This window comes from Mesorhizobium sp. J428 (genome assembly GCF_024699925.1).
Lineage (GTDB): Bacteria > Pseudomonadota > Alphaproteobacteria > Rhizobiales > Rhizobiaceae > Mesorhizobium_A.
On the sequence record NZ_JAJOMX010000001.1, the window covers coordinates 2,002,865 to 2,025,134 of the forward strand.

17 protein-coding genes and 3 pseudogenes are annotated in these 22,270 nt (G+C 65.9%); 13 read left to right on the forward strand and 7 right to left on the reverse strand.

Annotated elements, in window-relative coordinates; all coding sequences use genetic code 11:
- Positions 1–113 precede the first annotated feature (113 nt).
- On the forward strand, positions 114–515 hold the full coding sequence (locus tag LRS09_RS10045) for a hypothetical protein (RefSeq protein ID WP_257805932.1): 402 nt from the start codon (positions 114–116) through the stop codon (positions 513–515).
- Between the two features lie 4 nt (positions 516–519).
- On the forward strand, positions 520–2,106 hold the full coding sequence (locus tag LRS09_RS10050) for a gamma-glutamyltransferase family protein (protein ID WP_257805933.1): 1,587 nt from the start codon (positions 520–522) through the stop codon (positions 2,104–2,106).
- Positions 2,107–2,294: 188 nt separating this feature from the next.
- Here the strand turns inward: LRS09_RS10050 and phaR are convergent, their stop codons facing one another.
- The gene (gene phaR, locus LRS09_RS10055; RefSeq protein ID WP_257805941.1) at positions 2,295–2,906 is read right to left on the reverse strand and encodes a polyhydroxyalkanoate synthesis repressor PhaR; all 612 of its coding nucleotides are present in this window, start codon (positions 2,904–2,906) and stop codon (positions 2,295–2,297) included.
- A gap of 284 nt (positions 2,907–3,190) precedes the next feature.
- Between phaR and LRS09_RS10060 the strand changes: the two genes are divergently transcribed.
- The 3 genes from LRS09_RS10060 to LRS09_RS10070 are packed head-to-tail and all read left to right on the forward strand — an operon-like array spanning position 3,191 to position 5,636.
- Positions 3,191–4,378 carry an acetyl-CoA C-acetyltransferase gene (locus LRS09_RS10060; RefSeq protein ID WP_257805943.1) on the forward strand — a complete coding sequence of 396 codons (1,188 nt, stop codon included), beginning with the start codon at positions 3,191–3,193 and terminating at the stop codon, positions 4,376–4,378.
- A 6-nt stretch (positions 4,379–4,384) separates the two neighbouring features.
- Complete coding sequence (locus LRS09_RS10065; RefSeq protein ID WP_257805947.1) at positions 4,385–4,888, forward strand: hypothetical protein; 504 nt, start codon at positions 4,385–4,387, stop codon at positions 4,886–4,888.
- Between the two features lie 25 nt (positions 4,889–4,913).
- Positions 4,914–5,636 carry a beta-ketoacyl-ACP reductase gene (locus tag LRS09_RS10070; protein WP_257805953.1) on the forward strand — a complete coding sequence of 241 codons (723 nt, stop codon included), beginning with the start codon at positions 4,914–4,916 and terminating at the stop codon, positions 5,634–5,636.
- Positions 5,637–5,667: 31 nt separating this feature from the next.
- On the opposite strand, the gene LRS09_RS10075 is transcribed toward LRS09_RS10070, so the two are convergent.
- From LRS09_RS10075 to aqpZ, 3 genes are all read right to left on the reverse strand, one after another.
- Positions 5,668–5,835 (reverse strand): hypothetical protein, encoded by a 168-nt coding sequence (locus LRS09_RS10075; RefSeq protein ID WP_176247667.1) that lies wholly within the window; start codon positions 5,833–5,835, stop codon positions 5,668–5,670.
- 173 nt (positions 5,836–6,008) lie between these two features.
- On the reverse strand, positions 6,009–6,623 hold the full coding sequence (locus LRS09_RS10080) for a pyridoxamine 5'-phosphate oxidase family protein (protein ID WP_257805960.1): 615 nt from the start codon (positions 6,621–6,623) through the stop codon (positions 6,009–6,011).
- An 83-nt stretch (positions 6,624–6,706) separates the two neighbouring features.
- The gene (aqpZ, locus tag LRS09_RS10085) at positions 6,707–7,396 is read right to left on the reverse strand and encodes an aquaporin Z (RefSeq protein WP_257805967.1); all 690 of its coding nucleotides are present in this window, start codon (positions 7,394–7,396) and stop codon (positions 6,707–6,709) included.
- A 782-nt stretch (positions 7,397–8,178) separates the two neighbouring features.
- Between aqpZ and LRS09_RS10090 the strand changes: the two genes are divergently transcribed.
- From LRS09_RS10090 to LRS09_RS10105, 4 genes are all read left to right on the forward strand, one after another.
- Entirely contained in the window at positions 8,179–11,499 is a 3,321-nt protein-coding gene (locus tag LRS09_RS10090; protein WP_257805971.1) for a helicase-related protein, read from the forward strand.
- 3 nt (positions 11,500–11,502) lie between these two features.
- A complete protein-coding gene (locus tag LRS09_RS10095; RefSeq protein ID WP_257805973.1) occupies positions 11,503–11,883 on the forward strand; it encodes an RNA-binding S4 domain-containing protein in 381 nt (126 codons plus the stop codon).
- Between the two features lie 217 nt (positions 11,884–12,100).
- Positions 12,101–12,439: a ferredoxin FdxA gene (fdxA, locus tag LRS09_RS10100; RefSeq protein ID WP_257805976.1), complete on the forward strand. Its 339-nt coding sequence runs from the start codon at positions 12,101–12,103 to the stop codon at positions 12,437–12,439.
- A 344-nt stretch (positions 12,440–12,783) separates the two neighbouring features.
- The gene (locus LRS09_RS10105; RefSeq protein WP_257805977.1) at positions 12,784–13,386 is read left to right on the forward strand and encodes a CarD family transcriptional regulator; all 603 of its coding nucleotides are present in this window, start codon (positions 12,784–12,786) and stop codon (positions 13,384–13,386) included.
- A gap of 52 nt (positions 13,387–13,438) precedes the next feature.
- On the opposite strand, the gene LRS09_RS10110 is transcribed toward LRS09_RS10105, so the two are convergent.
- From LRS09_RS10110 to LRS09_RS10120, 3 genes and pseudogenes are all read right to left on the reverse strand, one after another.
- Positions 13,439–14,566 (reverse strand): serine hydrolase, encoded by a 1,128-nt coding sequence (locus LRS09_RS10110; protein ID WP_257805979.1) that lies wholly within the window; start codon positions 14,564–14,566, stop codon positions 13,439–13,441.
- A gap of 100 nt (positions 14,567–14,666) precedes the next feature.
- Positions 14,667–15,093, reverse strand: a pseudogene (locus LRS09_RS10115) (OsmC family protein).
- A 102-nt stretch (positions 15,094–15,195) separates the two neighbouring features.
- Positions 15,196–16,426 (reverse strand): annotated as a pseudogene (locus tag LRS09_RS10120) (ubiquinone biosynthesis hydroxylase).
- 143 nt (positions 16,427–16,569) lie between these two features.
- On the opposite strand from LRS09_RS10120, the gene tesB reads away from it, so the two are divergent.
- The 4 genes and pseudogenes from tesB (at position 16,570) to LRS09_RS10140 (ending at position 22,230) form a co-directional block, all read left to right on the forward strand.
- Complete coding sequence (gene tesB, locus LRS09_RS10125) at positions 16,570–17,445, forward strand: acyl-CoA thioesterase II (protein WP_257805983.1); 876 nt, start codon at positions 16,570–16,572, stop codon at positions 17,443–17,445.
- A 218-nt stretch (positions 17,446–17,663) separates the two neighbouring features.
- A complete protein-coding gene (locus tag LRS09_RS10130) occupies positions 17,664–18,002 on the forward strand; it encodes a P-II family nitrogen regulator (protein WP_085467423.1) in 339 nt (112 codons plus the stop codon).
- Positions 18,003–18,059: 57 nt separating this feature from the next.
- Positions 18,060–19,428: pseudogene (locus LRS09_RS10135) on the forward strand (ammonium transporter).
- Between the two features lie 210 nt (positions 19,429–19,638).
- On the forward strand, positions 19,639–22,230 hold the full coding sequence (locus tag LRS09_RS10140) for a DNA translocase FtsK (RefSeq protein ID WP_257805987.1): 2,592 nt from the start codon (positions 19,639–19,641) through the stop codon (positions 22,228–22,230).
- Positions 22,231–22,270 lie beyond the last annotated feature (40 nt).

Below are 22,270 nucleotides of genomic sequence, written 5' to 3' on the forward strand. Positions count from 1 at the left end.
GGGCTTGACGATCCATCGAAGGGCCGGCGCTTGCGCCGGCCTTTTTGCATGCACGCTTGACGCGGCGAGGCGGGACCGCTCTACAAGCGGCTGAAGCCTTTGCGGAGGATCGCATGATCGGCAGCATTCCCCTCATCGTCGTCCCATTCGTCCTCTACAACATGGGCCTCGTCGGCCTGTTCGGCGGCGAGGCCGATCCTTGGGCGCAGGTGCTGTTCTCGATCCGAATGATGTCTGGCGGTACCTGGTCGATGACGCTCGGCGACCTGATGGTGCTCATCGGCCTGTTCTTCCTGTTCATCGAGATCATGAAGTCGACGCGGACCTCCAACGCCTCCGTCATCGATCACCTGCTCTCGACCTTCGTCTTCGTCGCCTTCCTGGTCGAGTTCCTGCTGGTGCCGGGAGCCGCGCACTCCGTGTTCTTCACGCTGATGATGATCGCGCTGGTCGACGTGCTCGCAGGCTTCTCGGTCTCGATCCGCTCGGCCGGGCGCGACGTGAACTTCCGCTGAGACGATGCGCGACTTCCAGCGCCCCGGCCGCTCGCCCGTCATCGCCGGGAACGGCATGGCCGCGACGTCGCACCCGCTTGCCACCGCCGCGGCGATCGATGTGCTGAAGTCCGGCGGCAACGCCGTCGATGCCGCGGTCGCAGCGTCGGCCGTGCTCACCGTGGTCGAACCGCATATGACCGGCATCGGCGGTGACTGCTTCGTCATCCTGGTCGAGCCGGACGGTTCCGTGCACGGGCTCAACGGCTCCGGCCGGGCGCCCGCGGGTGCGAGCGCCGAGGCCTATCGCGCGCGCGGGCTGACGGAAATCCCAGAATTCGGCGCACTCTCGATCACAGTCCCTGGCGCGATCAAGGCGTGGGAGACGCTGCTTGCGCGCTTCGGCACTCGGGGCTTCGACGCGCTCTTTGCGGACGCCATCCGCTACGCCGAAGAGGGCTACCCGGTCCATGCCCGCGTGGCGTGGGACTGGGCGCGGCAGGTCGACGCCCTGTCGGCAGACGAGGGCGGTTCTATGCACTACCTGGTCGACGGCCGCTCTCCGGCTGCAGGCGCCCGACACCACCAGCCGGCGCTGGGCGCAACGCTGCGTGCGATTGCCGCGAAAGGCTCTCGCGCCTTCTATGAGGGACCGATCGCCGCCGAGATGGCCGCCGTCGTGCAGGCCAAGGGCGGCTATCTCGCCGAGGAGGATCTCGCCGCCGTCGCCGCCGACTGGGTGACGCCGATCTCGACGCATTATCGCGGCCACGACGTGCTGGAGATCCCGCCGAACGGTCAGGGCATCACCGCGCTGATCATGCTCAACCTGATGCGCGAACTCGGCGTCGAACATCTGCCGCCCGACAGCGCGGAGCGCTACCATCTCGAGATCGAGGCGGGCCGAATCGCCTATTCAGTGCTGCACCGAGAAGTCTCCGATCCCGCCACGATGAAGGTCGCGGTCGAGACCGTGCTGGCGGACGGCTTCACGCGAGATCTGGCGCGGCAGTTTGACCCCGCGCGGCGCAACCCGGCCGTCGCCTTCCCTAAGAACCCGGCCTCCGACACGGTCTATCTCTCCGTGGTCGACCGCGACCGCCGCGCCGTCTCGTTCATCAATTCGACCTACGACGCCTTCGGCTCGCGCGTGGTTACACCGGTCGCCGGTATCGCGCTGCAGAACCGGGGGGCCTGCTTCAACCTGGTCGAGGGCCATCCCAACGAGATCGGCCCGCTCAAGCGGCCGCTGCACACCATCATCCCCGCCATGGCGATGAAGGACGGCCGCGCCTTTGCCTCCTTCGGCGTCATGGGCGGCGACTTCCAGCCGATGGGCCATGCCCACGTCTTCTCCAACCTCGTCGACCACGGCATGGACCCTCAGGCCGCAATCGACCATCCGCGCCTGTTCTGGGGCGAGGACGGCGTGCTCGACGCCGAAGCCGGCATCTCGCCCGTCGTCCGCGACGGGATGTTGGCGCGCGGCCATCACCTCCGGGACGCCGCGCGTCCGCACGGCGGCGGCCAGATGATCGTCATCGACGAGGCGAACGGCTTCCTGGTCGGCGGCTCCGACCCACGCAAGGACGGCTGCGCGATGGGGTGGTGAGGGTGAGAAACGGTTCGCGGAGCGAACGAAAAGCCCCTGAATGGGCTTTTGGAGCGACGAACGCCCGGAACCGTAGCGGAGGGTTGGGGTCGCGCCTCTAGGGCTGGACCTGCTGCTTCGCAGGCCCGCCCGTTCGAAGCCTTTCGCCATGCCCATCGACATGGCGAATTCTCCTCCGGCGAGCCGGTTTACTTCCCGAGTTGCTCCAGCTTGCGCTGCATCGCCGCGATCTGGTCCTTCAGCTCAGCAAGTTCATCGGTCTTCTCGGCCGCCCTGCGCGGCTTCGGCGCTTCCTCCGGCTCGGGCGCGGTGGTACCGGCTGCCGGGAAGGCGGTGAACATCTTCATAGCATTCTGGAACATCTCCATGTTCCGCCGCGTCTGCTCCTCGATCGCCTTGATGGACGTTGGCATGCTCATGAAGTCGATCGGCGACTTGCCGAAGGCCGACGTCATCTGCTCGCGGAACCGCTCCTGCTCCTTGGAGAAGGCGATCATCGACTGCTCGAGGAAGCTCGGCACGATCATCTGCATCTGGTCGCCGTAGAACGAGATGAGCTGACGCAGGAAGGAGACGGGCAACATGTTCTGCCCGTCCTTGTTTTCCAGTTCGAAGATGATCTGGGTCAGGACGGGATGGGTGATGTCCTCGCCGGTCTTGGCGTCCTGGACATTGAAGTCCTCGCCCCTTTTGACCATTTCGGCGAGGTCTTCGAGCGTCACGTAGGTGCTGGTGCCTGTATTGTACAGGCGACGGTTTGCGTATTTCTTGATGACGACCGGCTCGTCCTTAACGGGCATCGAGGCCCTCCCGATATGGCCGGCCCGTTGCGTGGCCAGCCAGCTGCGCTCAATTGCTGCACAGAGGATATGCGCAATTCCGGACCAATTGAAAGCAGTTTGTGCACTGCATAAGCACGTCATGCGCTGCGGCAAGTGCAAGAGCGCAAAGGCAAACTCCCTTTCGACCTTGGTCGCGGAGCGCCGGCGCGACCATTTTCCGGTTTGACTCGGGGTGCGGAAAGGGCAAGAAAGTCGCGATCCTGCGGCGTCTGCTTGGGACGCCGGTTCCTCGGAGATTCCTGATGTCTGCTTCCTCCTCCATCGTCATCGCCTCCGCCGCCCGCACGCCGGTCGGCTCGTTCAACGGCTCCTTCGCTGCGACGCCAGCGCACGAACTCGGCGCAGTCGTGATCAAGGAAGTCCTGGCGCGCGCCGGCGTGGACGCGAAGGAGGTCGACGAGGTCATCCTCGGCCAGGTGCTGACCGCCGCCGCCGGCCAGAACCCGGCCCGCCAGGCCTCGATCGCAGCCGGCCTGCCGATCGAGACGACCGCCTGGGGCCTTAACCAGGTCTGCGGTTCGGGCCTGCGCACCATCGCCGTCGGCATGCAGCAGATCGCCAATGGCGACGCCAAGGTCATCGTAGCCGGGGGCCAGGAATCGATGTCGCTCTCGCCGCATGCGCAGCACCTGCGCGCCGGCACCAAGATGGGCGACCTCAAGCTGATCGACACGATGATCAAGGACGGCCTGTGGGACGCCTTCAACGGCTACCACATGGGCAATACCGCCGAAAACGTTGCCCGCCAGTTCCAGATCACCCGCGAGGCGCAGGACGAGTTCGCGCTTGGCTCGCAGAATAAGGCCGAAGCCGCGCAGAAGGCCGGCAAGTTCAAGGACGAGATCGTCGCCGTCACGCTCAAGGGCCGCAAGGGCGATACGATCGTCGACAGCGACGAATACATCCGCCACGGCGCGACCATCGACGCCATGCAGAAGCTGAAGCCTGCCTTCGACAAGGAAGGCACGGTCACCGCCGCCAACGCGTCGGGCCTCAATGACGGCGCCGCCGCGGTGCTCCTCATGACCGAAGACGAGGCGAAGCGCCGCGGCATCACCCCGCTCGCCCGCATTGCCTCCTGGGCGACCGCCGGCGTCGACCCCTCCATCATGGGCACCGGCCCGATCCCGGCCTCGAAGAAGGCGCTCGAAAAGGCCGGCTGGTCCGTCGGCGATCTCGATCTCGTCGAAGCGAACGAGGCCTTCGCCGCGCAGGCTTGCGCGGTCAACAAGAGCCTCGGGTGGGATCCGTCGATCGTCAACGTCAACGGCGGCGCCATTGCCATCGGCCACCCGATCGGCGCCTCCGGCGCGCGCATCTTCAACACGCTTGTCTACGAGATGCGTCGCCGCGGCGCGAAGAAGGGTCTGGCCACGCTCTGCATCGGCGGCGGCATGGGCGTCGCGATGTGCGTTGAAGCGATGAACTGAGCTTGAATGGCGACGTTCGTCCACATCGCTCCTGAGCACGCTATTTCGCGGATCAGGCGCGGCGGCGTTGCCACTACGCGTGAAAGGCTCAGGTCAGGTACACGTGTCGGCGTTTTCGCAATGCCGGTGACCAAAGACTTCGCCTTCACGCATCAATGGGTCCGGGAACTGAGACGATTCCATTCGGGGCGCCTTTGCGGAGTTTACTTTCGCATAGGCGACGACGAAGTGGTTCTCGTCGGACACTACTCCAATCAACCTGTCGAGATGAGCGTGGCGGAAGCCGTGGCGCTCACGTCGCGCGACGGTGAGGCGGGATCCCAGATTATGGTTCCGCGTAGGATCGACTCCACCGAAATCACGCGTGTCTCCGCGCTACCGCAAATCGTAGGCTGGAGATATTTTCCGCAGGCCAAGGGTCGCGAGCCTTGCGGTTGTCCTTCCTGCCAGTACGGTATGTATGGCGCACGCAAATTGCGCGCGGCATTTGAAGCCAAACAAAGCAGTTAACAATCGAAACGGGGAGGATCTCAGAATGGCACGTGTAGCACTGGTCACGGGCGGCTCTCGCGGCATCGGGGCGGCGATCTCGATCGCGCTGAGGGATGCTGGCTACAAGGTCGCAGCGAACTATGCCGGCAACGACGAGGCCGCCGCCGCCTTCAACAAGGAAACTGGCATTCCGGTCTATAAATGGTCGGTCGCGGACTACGATGCCTGCGTCGCCGGCATCGCCCAGGTCGAGGCAGATCTCGGCCCGGTCGAGGTGCTGGTGAACAATGCCGGCATCACGCGCGACGCAATGTTCCATCGCATGACCCGCGAGCAGTGGAGCGAAGTGATCAACACCAACCTGAACGGCGCCTTCAACATGACGCATCCGGTATGGAGCGGCATGCGCGACCGAAAGTTCGGCCGCGTGATCACTATCTCCTCGATCAACGGCCAGAAGGGCCAGATGGGCCAGGCGAACTATTCGGCGGCCAAGGCGGGCGACATCGGCTTCACCAAGGCGCTGGCGCAGGAAGGCGCCAAGGCCGGCATTACGGTCAATGTCATCGCCCCCGGCTACATTGGCACCGATATGGTGATGGCGGTGCCGGAGAAGGTGCGCGAATCGATTATCGCCCAGATTCCGGTCGGACGATTGGGCGAACCGGCAGAGATCGCGCGCTGCGTGGTGTTCCTTGCCTCGGACGAGGCAGGTTTCATCACAGGATCGACGCTCACCGCCAATGGCGGCCAGTACATCACCTGAGCGAAGCGCGGCGTGCCGCGATCCTCGGCGATCAGCCGAGGATGTCCCTGCGGGCCCAGTGCAGCAGTTCCGAGCGGTCGGCGCGCATGTCGGACAGGTCGCGGTTCGACAGCGCGTTGATTTCCGCGACGGCGCGGTTGTAGCGGCGCTGCTTTTCGATTCGGTTCTGCGCGCGCGCAATGAGATCGTTGAGGATCATGATACGGTTCCTTGCATGACGGGGCCGCCTCGGCCCATGCGTGGTTCCTCCCGTATGCGTTCACGATCTCATATGGCACTGCACAATGGAATTGGAAATTGCTGCAGTGCAGCAATGCACTCGGCGCATGGCTCCGTTAAGGTTTTCTGAACCGTTGCCGCAACGCCGCTACGTCACCACATCGATTTTGCATAGGCGTCGTCGAGCCAGAGGTCCATCGCCTCGGCCGACTGGTCCAGCGCGAGCTGGTCCTTGAGGATCTGGCCGAGCGTCGGCAGCGACTTCCGGTCGGGCCAGCTCTCGGGATGCCAGAGCTGCGAGCGCATGAAAGCCTTGGCGCAGTGCATGTAGGTGGCCTCGACCGTGACCACGATCACCGCCTGCGGCAGCTTGCCGTCGACCTCGAACCGGGCGCGCAACGCGTCGTCCGCAGTGATCTTCGCCTTGCCGTTGATGCGCAGCGTCTCGTCCATGCCGGGAATGAGGAACAGAAGCCCGATCGCGGGCTCTTCGAGCAGGTTTTCGAGCGTGTCGAGGCGGTTGTTCCCCGGGCGATCGGGAATTGCAATGGTGCGATTGTCGAGCACCGCGACGAAGCCGGGCCTATCGCCCTTGGGCGTCACGTCCGCATGGCCCTTGCCGTCCGTCGTGCCGATCAGCACGAAGGGGCTACGGCCGATGAAGGAGGCGGCGTGGCTGTCGAGCGCCTTGAGTTCCTTGCGCAGCGATCCTTCGCTTGCGGGTTTGTAGACGCTGCGAAGCTCTTCGCGGGAGGTGATGAACTGCATGGCCGGCTCCTGTCTGCGGAGCGGAATGTGCCAAATCGCGCAGCGGCGCGCCACCCGCTTCAGGTGGCGCGCCGGCGTTTTTGTCAGTCGTCGCCGAAGACGGCCTTGTGCACGACGCCGGCGATGGCTGCGCCGACGATGGGGGCGACCCAGAACAGCCACAGCTGCGCCAGCGCAGGCGTTTCGGCAAACAGCGCCACGCCGGTGGAGCGGGCAGGGTTGACCGAGGTATTGGTCACGGGGATCGACACGAGGTGGATCAGCGTCAGTCCGAGGCCGATCGCGATCGGGGCGAAGCCCGCCGGAACCCGGCCGGTGGTGGCGCCGAGGATGATCATCAGGAAGACGAAGGTCATCACGACTTCCATGACCAGCGCGGCACCCAGCGAGAACTTGCCGGGCGAGAATTCGCCGTAGCCATTGGACGCAAAGCCGCCGACGCCGGCAAAGTCCGCCTTACCGCTGACGATGAAGTAGAGCACCGCCGCCGCGACCACCGCGCCGACGAGCTGTGCGATCACGTAGGGGATCAGGTCCTTCGCCGGGAAGCGGCCGGCGACCAGGAGGCCGACGGAGACCGCCGGGTTGAAGTGACCGCCCGAGATGCCGCCGACGGCATAGGCCATCGTCAGCACGGTGAGGCCGAAGGCGAGCGACACGCCAAGCAAACCGATACCAACATCCGGAAACGCGGCGGCGAGAACGGCGCTGCCGCAGCCGCCGAACACAAGCCAGAACGTGCCGAGGAATTCGGCGAAGAGACGCTTTTGCATGGACCCCTCCATCGGAGCAAATCGCGATCATGGACCGGCGTGCGCCGGCCGGCCGCGCGAGGGCCGAGCGGCTGCTTCAAAAAGAGTCACGGTTTTGACCCAACGGCAAGCCGGATCGTCCACCTTGGTGTGCAATCCCCAACAAGCTTATGGAAGGCGCTGCAGATGCCCTTCGATGTCCCGTTTCGGCGCAGCATGGTTAACGTGGCATCGGAATCGGATAGGTTGCGTCCGGTCGAGAATGACCCCGTTTGTGACGCTCCCCACCGCAAGCCACCAGATGTTGCGGTGAACGGATCGGAAACCCCGCACGAAAGCTGATTCGTCGCCGATTCGTTCCGGCTTTGAGCGGTTCGTTAACGCGGATCGCCTCGGTGACCGACCGCGGCGTCATGTCCGGTTAAGATTGCCTAACAATTCCATAAGCTTGGCCGCGAGCTGAGCGTCTTCGGAAGGTGCGGCGGCCACCTGCTGCGCGAAAGGTTAACGCCTGCCTGTCTCACCGCCTGACGAACAGTCGAAGCGATTCAGCATGTGGTGGAGAATCGCGATTCAAATCAACATCTTGCGGTGAACAGAACATGAATCTGGGCGAGTCAGTGATTCGTCGCTGATTCGTTCCAGACTCGTTCCGGTTGTTAATGTCGCAGCGTGGGAGCGGAATAGGCCGCCGGCGACCGTGCCGTTGTGCAATGCCCTTGCTGCCCTATATTGATGGCAGTCGGTCCCCCGCCGGCTGTACCGCACAGGCTTTCCACGGTGCGCCAAAGGCCTTCCGACTGATGAATGTCCAGCCCCGACCGAAAGATGCGATGATCCTGTCCGGACGCGGCGTGACCGCCGTGCTCGGCCCGACCAACACGGGCAAGACGCATCTCGCCATCGAGCGCATGGTGGCGCATCCCTCCGGCATCATCGGCCTGCCGCTGCGTCTGCTCGCGCGCGAGGTTTACCAGCGCGTCGCCGACAAGGTCGGCATCGCCAACGTCTCCCTCGTCACCGGCGAGGAGAAAATCTTGCCGCCCGGCGCGCGTTATTCGGTCTGTACCGTCGAGGCCTTGCCGCGCCAGACCAACGCCGCGTTCGTCGCGATCGACGAGGTTCAACTGGCCGGCGACCTGGAGCGCGGCCACATCTTCACCGACCGCATCCTCCACCTGCGCGGCCGCGACGAGACGCTGCTTCTCGGCGCCGGCACGATGCGCGGCATCCTGGAGCACACGCTGCGAGGCCTGTCGGTGGTGACGCGGCCGCGCATGTCGCGGCTCGAATATGCCGGCCAGAAGAAAATCACCCGCCTGCCGCGCCGCTCGGCCATCGTCGCCTTCTCCTCGGAGGAGGTCTACGCCATCGGCGAGCTGATCCGTCGCCAGCGCGGCGGGGTGGCGGTGGTGCTCGGCGCGCTGTCGCCGCGCACCCGCAACAAGCAGGTCGAAATCTACCAGTCCGGCGACGTCGACTTCCTCGTCGCCACCGACGCCATCGGGATGGGCCTCAACCTCGACGTCGACCACGTCGCCTTCGCCCAGAATCGCAAGTTCGACGGCTACCAGTACCGTGAGCTCACCGCCGCCGAGATCGGCCAGATCGCCGGCCGCGCCGGCCGCCACGTCCGTGACGGCACCTTCGGCGTCACCGGCCAGGTGATCCCGTTCGACGAGGAGCTGCTGGAGAAGATCGAAGGCCACGAGTTCGATCCCGTCCGGGTGATGCAGTGGCGCACGCCCGATTTCGACTTCGCGAGCCTCGAAGCCCTGCGCCGCTCGATCGAGACGCCGCCGATGGTGGACGGCCTGACCAAGGCCCTGCCGGCCGTCGACCAGAAGGCGCTCGAATATCTCGCCCGCGATCCAATGATCCGCGATCTGGCGACCAACCCTGAGCGGGTAGCACTGCTGTGGGACGCCTGCGCCCTGCCGGATTACCGCCGCATCGCGCCCGCCCAGCACGCCGACCTGATCGGCTCGATCTATGTTGACCTCGCCGAGCGCGGCCATGTCGACGAGGCCTACATGGCCGAGCAGGTGCGGCGTGCCGATTCCGTCGAGGGCGACATCGACACGCTGTCCCACCGCATCGCCCAGATTCGCACCTGGACCTTCGTGTCGCACCGGCCCGGCTGGCTTGCCGATCCGGCACACTGGCAGGAAAAAACGCGCGAGATCGAAGACAGACTGTCGGACGCGCTTCATGACCGGTTGACGAAACGCTTCGTAGACCGCAGGACATCCGTGCTCATGAGGCGCCTTAGAGAAAATACGATGCTCGAAGCCGAAATCAGCCCAACCGGAGAGGTCTCCGTCGAAGGGCACCATGTCGGGGAACTGCAGGGGTTCCGCTTCACCGCCGACAGTTCCGCCGGCGGCGAGGACGCGAAGGCCGTGCGGGCCGCCGCGCAGAAGGCGCTGGCGACCGAGTTCGAGACGCGCGCCGAGCGCTTCTCGGCCTGCGCCAACGGCGACCTTGCGCTCGGCAACGACGGCACGCTGCGCTGGCTCGGCCAGCCTATCGGCACGCTGGCCGAGGGCGAGGACGCACTGAGGCCGCGCGTCATCCTGCTGGCGGACGAGCAGCTCACCGGGCCTGCCCGCGACAAGGTCGCCGCGCGCGCCGAGCGCTTCGTCGCCTGGCAGATCGAGTCGCTGCTCAAGCCGCTCGTCGACCTCAAGGCCGCCGACCAGCTCGCCGGCATCGCGCGCGGCCTCGCCTATCGCCTGGTCGAAAGCTTCGGCCTGCTCAACCGCCGCGACGTCGCCGACGAGATGAAGTCGCTCGAGCAGGACTCGCGCGCGGCGCTGCGCCGCCTCGGTGTGCGCTTCGGCGCCTATCACATCTTCCTGCCCGCACTGCTCAAGCCCGCCCCTGCCGGTCTCCTGACCTTGCTGTGGGCGCTCAAGAACGACGGCAAGGACAAGCCCGGTTTCGGCGACCCGGTCAACGCGCTCGCAACCGGCCGAACCTCCGTTGTGGTGGACCAGCAGTTCGACCGAGAGTTCTACAAGCTCGCCGGCTTCCGTATCCTTGGCCGCCGCGCGGTCCGCGTCGACATTTTGGAACGCGTCGCCGACCTGATCCGTCCCGCACTTGCCTGGAAGCCCGGCTCGGCATCGCGCCCGGACGGTGCCTACGACGGCAACGCCTTCCTCGTCACGCCGCCGATGATGTCGATACTCGGTGCCACCGCGACCGACATGGAGGAGATTCTCAAGGCGCTCGGCTATCGCGCCGAGCCTAAGCCTCAGGCCGAAGTCGCCGAGCGCCTCGCAAAGTTCGATGCCGATGCGGCGGAAGCCGCCCGACTGAGGGCAGAGGCGCATGCTGCGGCGGAAGCGGCGAGGGCCGCCGAAGCAGCCGCTGCGTCCGATGCGACGACAGAGCCTGTCGCGGCGGAAGCGGAAACCGCGCCTGTCTCCGCCGATGCGGTTGACCTGCCGCAGGCCGTTGTCGAAGGGATGGACGCCGCCCCGCTTGCGGGCGCCGACCTTGCCGCGGAGGCGATCGCTCCCGTGGCCGTCGAGGAGGCATCCGAGGCCGAGAACAGTGTCGCCGCCGAGGAGGTCTCCGCGGAAGATCCGTCCGAGATCGCGGCGGAGGCTATCGCTCCGGTGGTCGTCGAGGCGGCGGCCGACGTCGATGCTCCCGCATCGTCCGAACCGCCTGTCCTGCAGGATGTTCCTGCAGCCGACACGACCGCTGCCGAACCTGAAGAACCGAAAGTCGTGCTCCTGTGGCGGCCGGCCCGCAACGAGAACCGCTTCCGCCACCAGCGCCAGGGCGACCGCAACGGCGCGCCGCAGGGCCGCCGTGACCGCGGTCGCGGAAACAAGGGAGCCAAGCCGGAAGACAGCGCGCCGAAGGAGCCGAAGGTTCTCTGGCGCGCCGACGATCCGCAGTTCCAGCGCAAGCCGCGTCCCGAAGGCGAGCGCGACAATCGCAACCGCAACCGCCAGGACGGCAAGCACCACGAGGGCAAGCGGCGTGATGACCGGCCCGAGCGCAAGTTCGAGCACCAGAACCGGCCCCGCGAGGAGAAACCGGCGCGTATCGATCCCGATTCGCCCTTCGCCAAGCTCGCCGCGTTGCGCGACCAGCTTCGCAAGTAGGTCATGGCGGTCGCCGGCAGCCAGCGCATCGACAAATGGCTGTTCTTCGCGCGGGTGGTGAAATCGCGCTCGCTCGCCGCGAAGCTGGTCCAGTCCGGCGGCGTGCGCATCAATTCGCTCAAGGTCGACCAGCCCTCGGCCACCGTGAAGCCCGGCGACGGCGTCACGGTGACGCTGGAGCGCAGGATTCTGGTCTACCGCGTGCTATCGGGCGGCACGCGGCGAGGGCCGGCCGAGGAGGCGCGGACCCTCTATGAGGACCTAACTCCGCCGCCCACGCCACGGGAAGAACAGGTCGTGACGGCCGAGCGCGAGGCCGGCAGCGGCCGCCCGACCAAGCGCGATCGCCGCCTGACCGACAGGCTGCGTTTCGAACAGGACTGACCTTCGCGTCCCCCGGCCTTGGAATTCCATTCCTCGTCGGCCCGCCTGCGCGGCAAAGCGCCCCTTGCACGGCCATGTCAAAGCCGTTACCCAACCGGCCTAGAGCCCCGCGCGTCCTGTCGGCCGCGCGAAGGATGCTTGAGAATTTGAGACCATCGCATCGGCTTGGAACCGGAAGGCTCTTCGGCTGGCGCGATGGAGTTCCGGAGCCGATCCGATGACATACGTCGTCACCGACAACTGCATCAAGTGCAAGTATATGGACTGCGTCGAGGTCTGTCCGGTCGACTGTTTCTACGAAGGCGAGAACATGCTCGTCATCCATCCGGACGAATGCATCGACTGCGGCGTGTGCGAGCCGGAATGCCCGGCCGACGCGATCCGTCCGGACACTGAGCCCGGTCTCGACAAGTGGCTCAAGATCAACACGGAATACGCCTCGTCCTGGCCGAACATCACCCAGAAGGGCGAGGCGCCGGGTGATGCAAAGGAATTCGACGGCATCGAAGGGAAATTCGAGAAATATTTCTCGCCCGAGCCCGGCAAAGGCGACTGACGTCGCCCGATACGCATCGATCCGATTAACCTTTACCGTGCCGGAAACGGCCGCGGCGACTTCGCGCATGCGGCAAATTGTTGATTTCGACACGAAATTATGTTACACGCTTCTACATGCCGGTGACACGACGTCTCTTCATGGCGGTGAGCCTGAATCATCGAAAGGTTTGAACTGAATTCGGACCAGGGCGATCCGCGCGCGGCGCGTCGTCTGTGCGCGTGGCGCTGCTTTGTTTCCGAAGCCGTTCTCCCCATGTCCCGCATAGCGCATGGCCCGCGCCTGGGCTGCAGCATGTTGCCTTCCGGCCCGTTCCGGCGGCACGAACAGGAGTTTGAAGCGTAATGGCAATCCCGCAGAAGAAGACTTCGGCAGCCCGCAACGGTTTCAAGACCGGCGAATTCATCGTCTATCCCGCTCACGGCGTCGGCCAGATCGTCTCGATCGACGAGCAGGAAGTCGCGGGCCACAAGCTTGAGCTCTTCGTCATCGATTTCCAGAAGGACAAGATGCGCCTGAAGGTTCCGGTCGCCAAGGCGACCTCCATCGGTATGCGCAAGCTGTCCGAGACCGACTATGTCGACCGCGCACTCAAGGTCGTGCAGGGTCGCGCTCGCGTGAAGCGCACCATGTGGTCGCGCCGCGCGCAGGAATATGACGCGAAGATCAATTCGGGCGACCTGATCTCGATCTCCGAGGTGGTGCGCGACCTCTACCGCGCCGACAATCAGCCTGAGCAGTCCTATTCCGAACGCCAGCTCTACGAAGCCGCGCTCGACCGCATGGCCCGCGAGATCGCGGCCGTGAACAAGATGTCCGAGACCGAGGCCGTGCGCCTGATCGAGACCAACCTGAACAAGGGCCCGAAGCGCGGCGCCAAGGCGGCCAACGAGGCGGAAGCCGACGGCGACGCCGATCTCGACACAGAGCAGGAAGAGGCGGCCTGAGCCGCCCTCGCCCACCGACACAAAACCCGGCCTCGCGGCCGGGTTTTTTGTTTCAGCCGGCCATCTCGCCGATCGCCCTGAACAGCGCGATCGTCTCGTGTTCGCGGTAGGACGTCTCGTCGTTCGTCGTGCCGTAAAGGCGGCTCGCCGAGAGCTTGACGATGGTCAGTCGCCGCGTCGGATTGACGTAGACAAACTGGTTGTAGACGCCAATGGCGGCATATTCCCCTTCGCCGCCGTCGATAACCCACCACTGGTAGCCGTAGCCGAACAGCGGGTCGACGACGCCCGGCGCCAGATGCGGCGCATCGGGCGTCACCGAGGCCTCGACCCATGCGGCGGGCACGACCTGCCGTCCCTGCCAGGCGCCGCCCAAGCGGTAGAGCTCGCCGATCTTGGCGTAGTCGCGCGCGGTGGCGTTGAGGCAGGCATAGGCCATCTCCATGCCGGTGTCGTCGAGCAACCAGTGGCCCGACGCCTCCATGCCGAGCGGGTGCCACAGCTTCTCCTGCATGTAGTCCGCGATCGGCCGGCCCGTCGCGGCCTTCAGCAGCATGCCGAGCACCTGGGTGTCCATGCTGTTGTAGTGGCAGACACTCCCCGGCTCCGTCGCCCGCTTCAGCGTCGGCACGAAGTCGGCCATCGCGCCGCCTGCCGCCGATACTCTCGCGAAGCGATTGATGTCGGATTCGGGGTCTGAATAGTCCTCGTCCCAGCCGGCACCCGACGACATCTGCAGGATGTCCTTGATCCGCACCCCGTCATAGGCAGAGCCGGCGAGGGATGGGACATATGCCGTCGCCGGCTCCTCGATCGAGCGGATCGCTCCATCGGCCAGCGCGATCCCGAACGCCGCCGAAATGAAGCTCTTGGCCACCGACATCGACACCCATCGCGTCCCGCGCCCGCCGAAATCAGCGTAACGCTCGAAACGAATTGTGCCGTCCGTCAGCACCAACAGAGCCATCGTATCTGTCTCGGCGAGGAAGCCCTCGGTCGAACGCCGCTCACCGAGATAAACGTAGGTCGACGGCAACGCAATCGGAACGCCGTCGGGGAAATCATGCGGCTTGGGCGACGCGCTCATCTCCGCGGCCGGGATGAATTCGCGCAGCCGCGAAAAATTGTCGTGCTGGGGTGCGCCCGTGAACAGGCTGGCGATGTAGTCGGCGCGGTTCATCTTATGATCCCGGGATGCGACGTCGGAACCGTTTGATAGACCGGATCGCCTCGAAGGAAAACCGGAGGCGACGCGCGAAGCGTCTCCTCCGGCCGGTAACTCAGGCGAGCCTGGCGTCCAGCGACACGTTGATCGCGCCGAGCGCCTTCGACACCGGGCACCCGGCCTTCGCCTTCTCGGCCAGTTCCTTGAACTTGTCGGCCGTGATGCCCGGCACCTTTCCGGTCAGCGTCAGCGCGCTGCCGGTGATCCCGGGCACCCGGCACCAGCGTCACCACGGCTTTGGCGTCGAGGCTCTCGGCCGGCGTGCCGTTCTCGGCAAGGAAATGCGACAGCTGCATCGCGAAGCATCCGGCGTGCGCCGCCGCGATCAGCTCCTCGGGATTCGTGCCGGACGTGCCGCTCTCGTCCTCAAAGCGCGCCTTGAACGAATAGGGCAGCGCCTTCAGCGCGCCGCTCTGCGTATCGAGCGTCCCGGCGCCCTCCTTGAGATTGCCCTTCCATACGGCTGTGGCGTGACGGTCCATCGCGATCTCCCTTGCTATGATCGGCCGGTCTTCCGGCATGGCAGGAACATAGCGCGGCGGCGCGCACTTGCCACGACACTTTCGCGACGATCTCCTCGAAGTTCAGATCGCCTCACCGCGGAGCAGCCGCGGCGCGCCGGAGTTGATGCCCGAGGCTTGGCCGATAAAGAAGCTCTTCATCCGCGGCATCCGCTCGACGAGCCCGAGCCCGATGTCGCGCAGCGCCCGCAACGGCCCGAAATCGTTGGAGAACAGCCGGTTCAGCACGTCGGTCGTCACACCCATCTGCACCGTGTCGAACCGCCGCCAGCGCTCGTATTCCTGCAGCACGTCGATCGCGCCGATGTCCCGGCCGAGCCGGTCAGCCTCAACCACCACCTCGGCCAGCGCGGCGGCATCCCGAAAGCCGAGGTTCAGCCCCTGTCCTGCGATCGGATGGATGCCGTGCGCGGCGTCGCCCGCCAGCGCGAAGCGCGGTGCGACGAAGGCGCGGGCAAGCGTCAGGCCCAGTGGCCATGCCTTCCTCGGACCTTCGGCATGGATCTCGCCGAGCTTCAGCCCGAAGCGCTGCTCGAGCTCGGTTTCGAAGACGAGGTCATCCTCGGCAACGATCCGGTCCGCATCTTCCGTGCGCTCGGTCCAGACGATCGAGGAGCGATTGCCGCCTTTCTCGTCCGGCTTGAGCGGCAGGATCGCAAACGGCCCGGCCGGCAGGAAGTGCTCCTCCGCCCGGCCGCCATGCGGCCGCTCATGCGCCACACGGATAGACGATCCCGGACTGGCCGTAGTCCCAGTGAACTGTCTTGATGTCGGCCATGTCGCGCAGCTTCGAGCGCACGCCGTCGGCCGCAACCAGCAGCTTCGCATCGATGCTGATGCCGTCGGCCAGCGAAACCGTGACATGCGACGGGCCGGCCTCGAAATGGTCCACCGCCACGCCCTCAATGATGTCGATGCCCAGCGTCGTGGCCCGCTTGCGCAGCGCGCCGTTGAGCACCTTGTTGTCGACCATGTGGGCAAAGGGCTCGCCCGGCGCGACCTCCCCGCCGAAGGTCAGGAAGACGGGACGCACCGGGTCGGCCGTGCGCGAATCCGTCACGACCATCTCGGTGATCGCCTGCGCCTGCGGCTCGATGTCTTCCCAGCAGCCGAGCTGCTCGAGCATCCGACAGGCGGCCGCGGCGATCGCCGAGGAACGGCCATCCTTGCGCCAGACCTCCGGCGGGGCGGCATCCACCACCGCGACCCGGAGCGACGGGCGTGCTGCGACCATCGCCACCGCCGTCGCCAGTCCGACATAGCCCGCGCCGGCGATCATCACGTCGAACCGCATTGCGGAAACAGCGGGGTTGGGTTGGATGGTCTTCGGCATTTCCATTTCTCCGCGGAAGGGCCGCGGCCTTGACATCCGCGCATCACCTGTCCGAAAGCCTCACACCGCCCCTTGCGAGGCGTCTGCCCACGGAAGCAGCGACGATGACGGCCGAACCGCAGACGATCCAGTCCATTCTCGAACTCGAGCAGCTGGAACACAACCTGTTTCGTGGTCGCAGCCCCGAGACGTCGTGGCAGCGCGTGTTCGGCGGCCAGGTTGTGGCCCAGGCCCTGGTCGCGGCGCAGCGCTGCGTCGAGGAGGAGCGCTACGTGCACTCCCTGCATTGCTACTTCATGCTGCCGGGCGATCCGTCGCTCCCCATCATCTACCAGGTCGAGCGGCTGCGCGACGGCAGTTCCTTTGCGACCCGCCGCGTAACGGCGATCCAGCATGGTCAAGCGATCTTCTCGTTCGAAGCCTCCTTCCAGTTGGACGAGGCGGGGCTAGATTTTCAGATGCCGACGCCGCCCGATGTGCCCGACCCCGACGACTTGCTCAGCCAGCGCGAGATCATCGAGCGGTTCGGCGATCGGATCCCGAGTGGCATAGCACGCTTCTGGCGGCGCGAGCGGCCGATCGAGCTGAGGCCGGTGGGTCTGGAGCACTATACCAGCCGCGAAAAGCTAGATCCGCGCCAGAACATCTGGGTGCGCGTCAAGGAACAGGTGGCTGACGACCGCCGCGTCCAGGCGGCGGTCCTCGCTTACCTGTCCGACATGACGCTGCTCGACACGTCGACCTTCGCACACGGGCGGATCCTGGCCGACCCGGACATTCAGGCCGCGAGCCTTGACCACGCCATGTGGTTCCACCGCCCAGACAGGCTCGACGATTGGCTTCTCTACACCCAGGACAGTCCCTCGACCTCCGGCTCGCGTGGCTTCACCCGCGGCGCCCTCTATTCGCGCGACGGCACTTTGGTGGCCTCCGTTGCACAGGAGGGACTCATCCGCCTGCGAACGAAGCAGAAGCAGTAAGCATTCCTTAATATATGCCTATTTTTTGGGCAATGCCTGCTTGCACAAAAAGCGGGCAGGTTTGCCGGCTGCGCGCATTGACAAGGATTTCACCGATTTAGGCAGCCTCCACGCCAGTTGGCACGGACCTTGAATCCTCGTGCGTCAGTCTCCGCCGTCTTCGGGCGCCGGCGATGGACGAAACGCGGGGGACCCGCACTAGTGAAGGGTGAAGCCTAATGAAAATCGTGATGGCAATCATCAAGCCGTTCAAGCTCGACGAGGTTCGCGAAGCGCTGACCGCCGTCGGGATCCAGGGCCTGACCGTCACCGAAGTCAAAGGTTATGGGCGTCAGAAGGGGCACACGGAAATCTATCGCGGCGCGGAATACGCCGTGAGCTTCCTCCCCAAGCTCAAGATCGAGATCGCGGTGAGCTCGGACATGGCGGAGAAGGCCGTCGAAGCCATTTCCGGCGCGGCCAAGACCGGCCAGATCGGTGACGGCAAGATCTTCGTCTACCCGATCGAGCAAGCCGTGCGCATCCGCACGGGCGAAACCGACAACGACGCGCTCTAAGCCGCCAATCCCGATTTCATGGAGAGAAGCATGACTATAATGCAACGAATTGCGCCGATGGCGCGCACGGCGGCGCTCGGAGCGCTCGCCCTGGGAGCGATGGGCACCCTCGCCGCCTTCGCACAGGAAACCGCTCCAGCCGCAGCCCCGGCAGCCGAGGCGGCCGCGCCCGTCATGGACAAGGGCGATACTGCGTGGATGCTCGTGTCCACCATCCTGGTCCTGTTCATGATCCTGCCCGGCCTCGCACTCTTCTACGGCGGCCTCGTGCGCGCCAAGAACATGCTGTCCGTGCTGATGCAGTGCACGATGATAACCGCGGTGGTGATCATCGTCTGGGTGCTGTGGGGCTATTCCTTCGCCTTCGGCGGCGGCACCGGCGCCTTCTTCGGCGGCTTTGCCAAGGTCTTCCTGTCCGGCGTGACAGCCGACAGCACCGCGGCGACCTTCTCGGACGGCTTCGTGTTGCCTGAATACGTCTTCATCGCCTTCCAGATGACCTTCGCCTGCATTACGCCGGCCCTCATCGTCGGCGCCTTTGCCGAGCGCGTGAAGTTCCGCGCGGTGGTCCTGTTCGTCATCCTGTGGGTGACCTTTGTCTACTTCCCGATCGCGCACATGGTGTGGGATGCCAGCGGCCTGATCTTCACCGGCGCCCATGCCGGCGGCGTCGCGGCGCTCGATTTTGCGGGCGGCACGGTCGTGCACATCAATGCCGGCATCGCGGGTCTCGTCGGCTCGATCCTCGTCGGCAAGCGCCTCGGCTACGGCAAGGACAACATGGCTCCGCATTCGATGACGCTGACCATGGTCGGCGCCTCGATCCTCTTCGTAGGCTGGTTCGGCTTCAACGCCGGCTCCAACCTCGAAGCCAATGGCGGCGCTGCGCTTGCGATGATCAACACCTTCACGGCCACCGCCGGCGCGATCGTCGCCTGGGTGGTCATCGAAGGCATGATGCGCGGCAAAGCCTCGATGCTCGGCGCGGCGTCCGGCGTTGTCGCCGGCCTCGTGGCGGTCACCCCGGCGGCCGGCCTGATCGGCCCGGTCGGCGGCATCTTCCTCGGCGCGATTGCCAGCGCGGTGTGCTACTACTTCGTGTCCGTCGTGAAGATCAAGCTGGGCTATGACGACTCGCTCGACGTGTTCGGCATCCATGGCATCGGCGGCATCGTCGGCGCTATCGGGTACCGGCATCTTCGCCTCCTCCTCGCTCGGCGGCATCGGCTATGCCGAGGGCGTCGGCATGGGCGCTCAGGTCTACTCGCAGATCATTGCGGTCCTGATCACCATCGTCTGGTGCGGCATCGGCTCGGCGATCCTCTACAAGATCGTCGACCTGATCGTCGGCCTGCGTCCGACCGTCGAGGCAGAGCAGCAGGGCCTCGACCTCACCTCGCACGGCGAAGTGGCCTACCACTCCTAAGACGAGACATCCCGGCGCGGCATCGCCCGCGTCGGCGTCCTCCCGGACGATGGCCTCGGCCATCGCACCTCAAGCCCGGCTCCGGCCGGGCTTTTTCTTGGACGCCGGGCGCATGGTTAATGCAGCCTTAACCTTCCCCCCGATACCTTCGGCGACACTGCGTGCCATGCGATTCCGGCGCGCTTCCGCACGATCGACACGGGGTTCTCCATGCGCTCCAGCAGCCCGACCAGTTCCGCCCTGATGGACAGTGGCGCAGGCCTAGCGGCTTTCGCACGCCGGCAGGTGGAGCGACTGGGAGGCTTCGCCCTCATCCTCCTGTCCGCTGCGGGCGTCGGCGCGCTGGCGACCTGGAATGTGCAGGACCCCTCCTTCAGCCACGCCACCGACAATCCGGTCACCAATGCACTCGGCTATCCGGGCGCGGTCTATTCCGACATCGCCATGCAGTTCTTCGGCCTCGGCGCGCTGATCACGCTCCTGCCGCTGCTCGCCTGGGGCATCCTCTTCCTGTCCGCCCGCGGGATCGACCGCTTGCCGAAGCGCGCGGTGGCCTGGCTCGGCGCGTCGATCCTGACGGCGGGCATCACAGGCTGCATCGAGCCTCCGGCGAGCTGGCCGCTCCCCTCCGGCCTCGGCGGCGTGTTCGGCGACGTGGTGCTCAAGCTGCCCTCGCTGGCGCTCGGCGGCTATCCGAACGGCATCGCGGCGATGCTGATCGCCATCGTGCTCGCCGGCCCCGCGCTCTGGCTGCTCGCCTTCGCCGCCGGCATCACAGGCAGGCAGGCGATCGCGCATGACCGTCCCGCCTCGGCGCGCAAGGCGGCCGAGGAAGACGATGAGATCTACGCCGAGGATGATGACGATGAGCAGAGCGGCGGCATGCTGGCGCTTGGTGCCATCGCACACTGGTGGCTCTCGGGTCGCGCATGGGTCCGCCGCCACTTCGGCCGCGCGCTGGAAGCGCGCCGGGCCGAGCCGGCCGCGACTGCGCGCCGCGAGGCGATGCCCGCCCGCTCCTCGCAGCGCATCGAGCCCGGCTTCGACACGCAGCCGGCCATGTCCGCGGATTTCGAGGCGGAGGAGGACTTCGCCGACCACTATGACGAGGCGGAGTTCGCCGAGCCGGAGGCGGCCGCCGCCCCCGTTGCGCGCCAGGCGCCGGCCGCCCGGCCGGGCGCGGTGCGCGTCGACGCGCCTGCGGCCCGTCCCGTCCAGGGCGCCCGCGCAAAACGCGAGGCGCAGCCTTCCATGTTGTCCAGCGACGGCTACGAGATGCCGCCGATCCATTTCCTTGCCGAGCCGAAGAACATCACCAAGGACCCCGCGCTGTCCAAGGACGCGCTGGAGCAGAACGCCCGCCTCCTCGAAGGCGTGCTGGAGGATTTCGGCGTCAAGGGCGAGATCATCCATGTCCGCCCCGGCCCCGTCGTCACCCTCTACGAGCTGGAGCCCGCGCCCGGCATCAAGTCGAGCCGCGTCATCGGCCTTGCCGACGACATTGCCCGCTCGATGAGCGCGATCGCCTGTCGCGTCGCCGTGGTGCCCGGCCGCAACGCCATCGGCATCGAGCTGCCCAACGCCAAGCGCGAGACCGTCTACCTGCGCGAGATTCTCGCCAGCCGCGACTTCGAGCAGTCGAAGCACAAGTTGGCCCTGGCGCTCGGCAAGACGATCAACGGCGAGGCCGTCACCGTCGACATCGCCAAGATGCCGCACGTGCTCGTCGCCGGCACCACCGGCTCGGGCAAGTCGGTCGCCATCAACACCATGATCCTGTCGCTGGTCTACCGCATGACGCCGGACCAGTGCCGCCTGATCATGATCGACCCCAAGATGGTAGAACTGTCGGTCTATGACGGCATCCCGCACCTGCTGACGCCGGTCGTCACCGAGCCGAAGAAGGCCGTCGTGGCGCTGAAGTGGACCGTCCGCGAGATGGAGGACCGCTATCGCAAGATGGCGAAGCTCGGCGTCCGCAACCAGGAAGGCTTCAACCTTCGCGTCGCCGAGGCCCAGGCCAAGGGCGAGATGCTCAAGCGCACGGTGCAGACCGGCTTCGACCGCCAGACCGGCGAGGCGATCTACGAGACGGAGGAGCTCGATCTCGAGCCGATGCCGTTCATCGTCGTCATCATCGACGAGGTGGCCGACCTGATGATGGTCGCCGGCAAGGACATCGAAGGCGCGGTGCAGCGTCTCGGCCAGATGGCGCGCGCCGCCGGCATCCACGTCATCATGGCGACGCAGCGACCGTCGGTCGACGTCATCACCGGCACGATCAAGGCGAACTTCCCCACCCGCATGTCCTTCCAGGTCACGTCCAAGATCGACAGCCGCACCATCCTGGGCGAGCAGGGCGCCGAACAGCTGCTCGGCATGGGCGATATGCTCTACATGGCCGGCGGCGGCCGCATCCAGCGCGTCCACGGCCCCTTCGTCTCCGACGGCGAGGTGGAGAAGGTCGTCAGCCATCTCAAGCTGCAGGGCGTGCCGCAATATCTCGACGCCATCACCGAGGACGACGGCGACGAGGACGAGGACGGCGGCGGCCGGAACGGATCGGGGGGCGGCGGCGTTTCGGGCGTGTTCGAGGAGTCCGAGGATCCCTACGACCAGGCCGTGGCCGTGGTGCTCCAGGACGGCAAGGCGTCGACCAGCTACATCCAGCGCCGGCTCGGCATCGGCTACAACCGCGCCGCCTCGATCATCGAGAAGATGGAGAAGGAGGGCATCGTCGGTCCGGCCAACCATGCGGGCAAGCGCGAGATTCTCGTGCCGACCGAACAGGACAAGATGTGATCGCGGCGTGAACGGCCGTTTGCAGGCTGCCGCAGTCGCG

Coding starts and splice junctions, on each gene's coding strand:
- LRS09_RS10045 (WP_257805932.1), top strand. CDS start 114: ATGATCGGCAGCATTCCCCTCATCGTCGTCCCATTCGTCCTCTACAAC.
- LRS09_RS10050 (WP_257805933.1), top strand. CDS start 520: ATGCGCGACTTCCAGCGCCCCGGCCGCTCGCCCGTCATCGCCGGGAAC.
- phaR (WP_257805941.1), bottom strand. CDS start 2,906: ATGCCCGTTAAGGACGAGCCGGTCGTCATCAAGAAATACGCAAACCGT.
- LRS09_RS10060 (WP_257805943.1), top strand. CDS start 3,191: ATGTCTGCTTCCTCCTCCATCGTCATCGCCTCCGCCGCCCGCACGCCG.
- LRS09_RS10065 (WP_257805947.1), top strand. CDS start 4,385: ATGGCGACGTTCGTCCACATCGCTCCTGAGCACGCTATTTCGCGGATC.
- LRS09_RS10070 (WP_257805953.1), top strand. CDS start 4,914: ATGGCACGTGTAGCACTGGTCACGGGCGGCTCTCGCGGCATCGGGGCG.
- LRS09_RS10075 (WP_176247667.1), bottom strand. CDS start 5,835: ATGATCCTCAACGATCTCATTGCGCGCGCGCAGAACCGAATCGAAAAG.
- LRS09_RS10080 (WP_257805960.1), bottom strand. CDS start 6,623: ATGCAGTTCATCACCTCCCGCGAAGAGCTTCGCAGCGTCTACAAACCC.
- aqpZ (WP_257805967.1), bottom strand. CDS start 7,396: ATGCAAAAGCGTCTCTTCGCCGAATTCCTCGGCACGTTCTGGCTTGTG.
- LRS09_RS10090 (WP_257805971.1), top strand. CDS start 8,179: ATGAATGTCCAGCCCCGACCGAAAGATGCGATGATCCTGTCCGGACGC.
- LRS09_RS10095 (WP_257805973.1), top strand. CDS start 11,503: ATGGCGGTCGCCGGCAGCCAGCGCATCGACAAATGGCTGTTCTTCGCG.
- fdxA (WP_257805976.1), top strand. CDS start 12,101: ATGACATACGTCGTCACCGACAACTGCATCAAGTGCAAGTATATGGAC.
- LRS09_RS10105 (WP_257805977.1), top strand. CDS start 12,784: ATGGCAATCCCGCAGAAGAAGACTTCGGCAGCCCGCAACGGTTTCAAG.
- LRS09_RS10110 (WP_257805979.1), bottom strand. CDS start 14,566: ATGAACCGCGCCGACTACATCGCCAGCCTGTTCACGGGCGCACCCCAG.
- tesB (WP_257805983.1), top strand. CDS start 16,570: ATGACGGCCGAACCGCAGACGATCCAGTCCATTCTCGAACTCGAGCAG.
- LRS09_RS10130 (WP_085467423.1), top strand. CDS start 17,664: ATGAAAATCGTGATGGCAATCATCAAGCCGTTCAAGCTCGACGAGGTT.
- LRS09_RS10140 (WP_257805987.1), top strand. CDS start 19,639: ATGCGCTCCAGCAGCCCGACCAGTTCCGCCCTGATGGACAGTGGCGCA.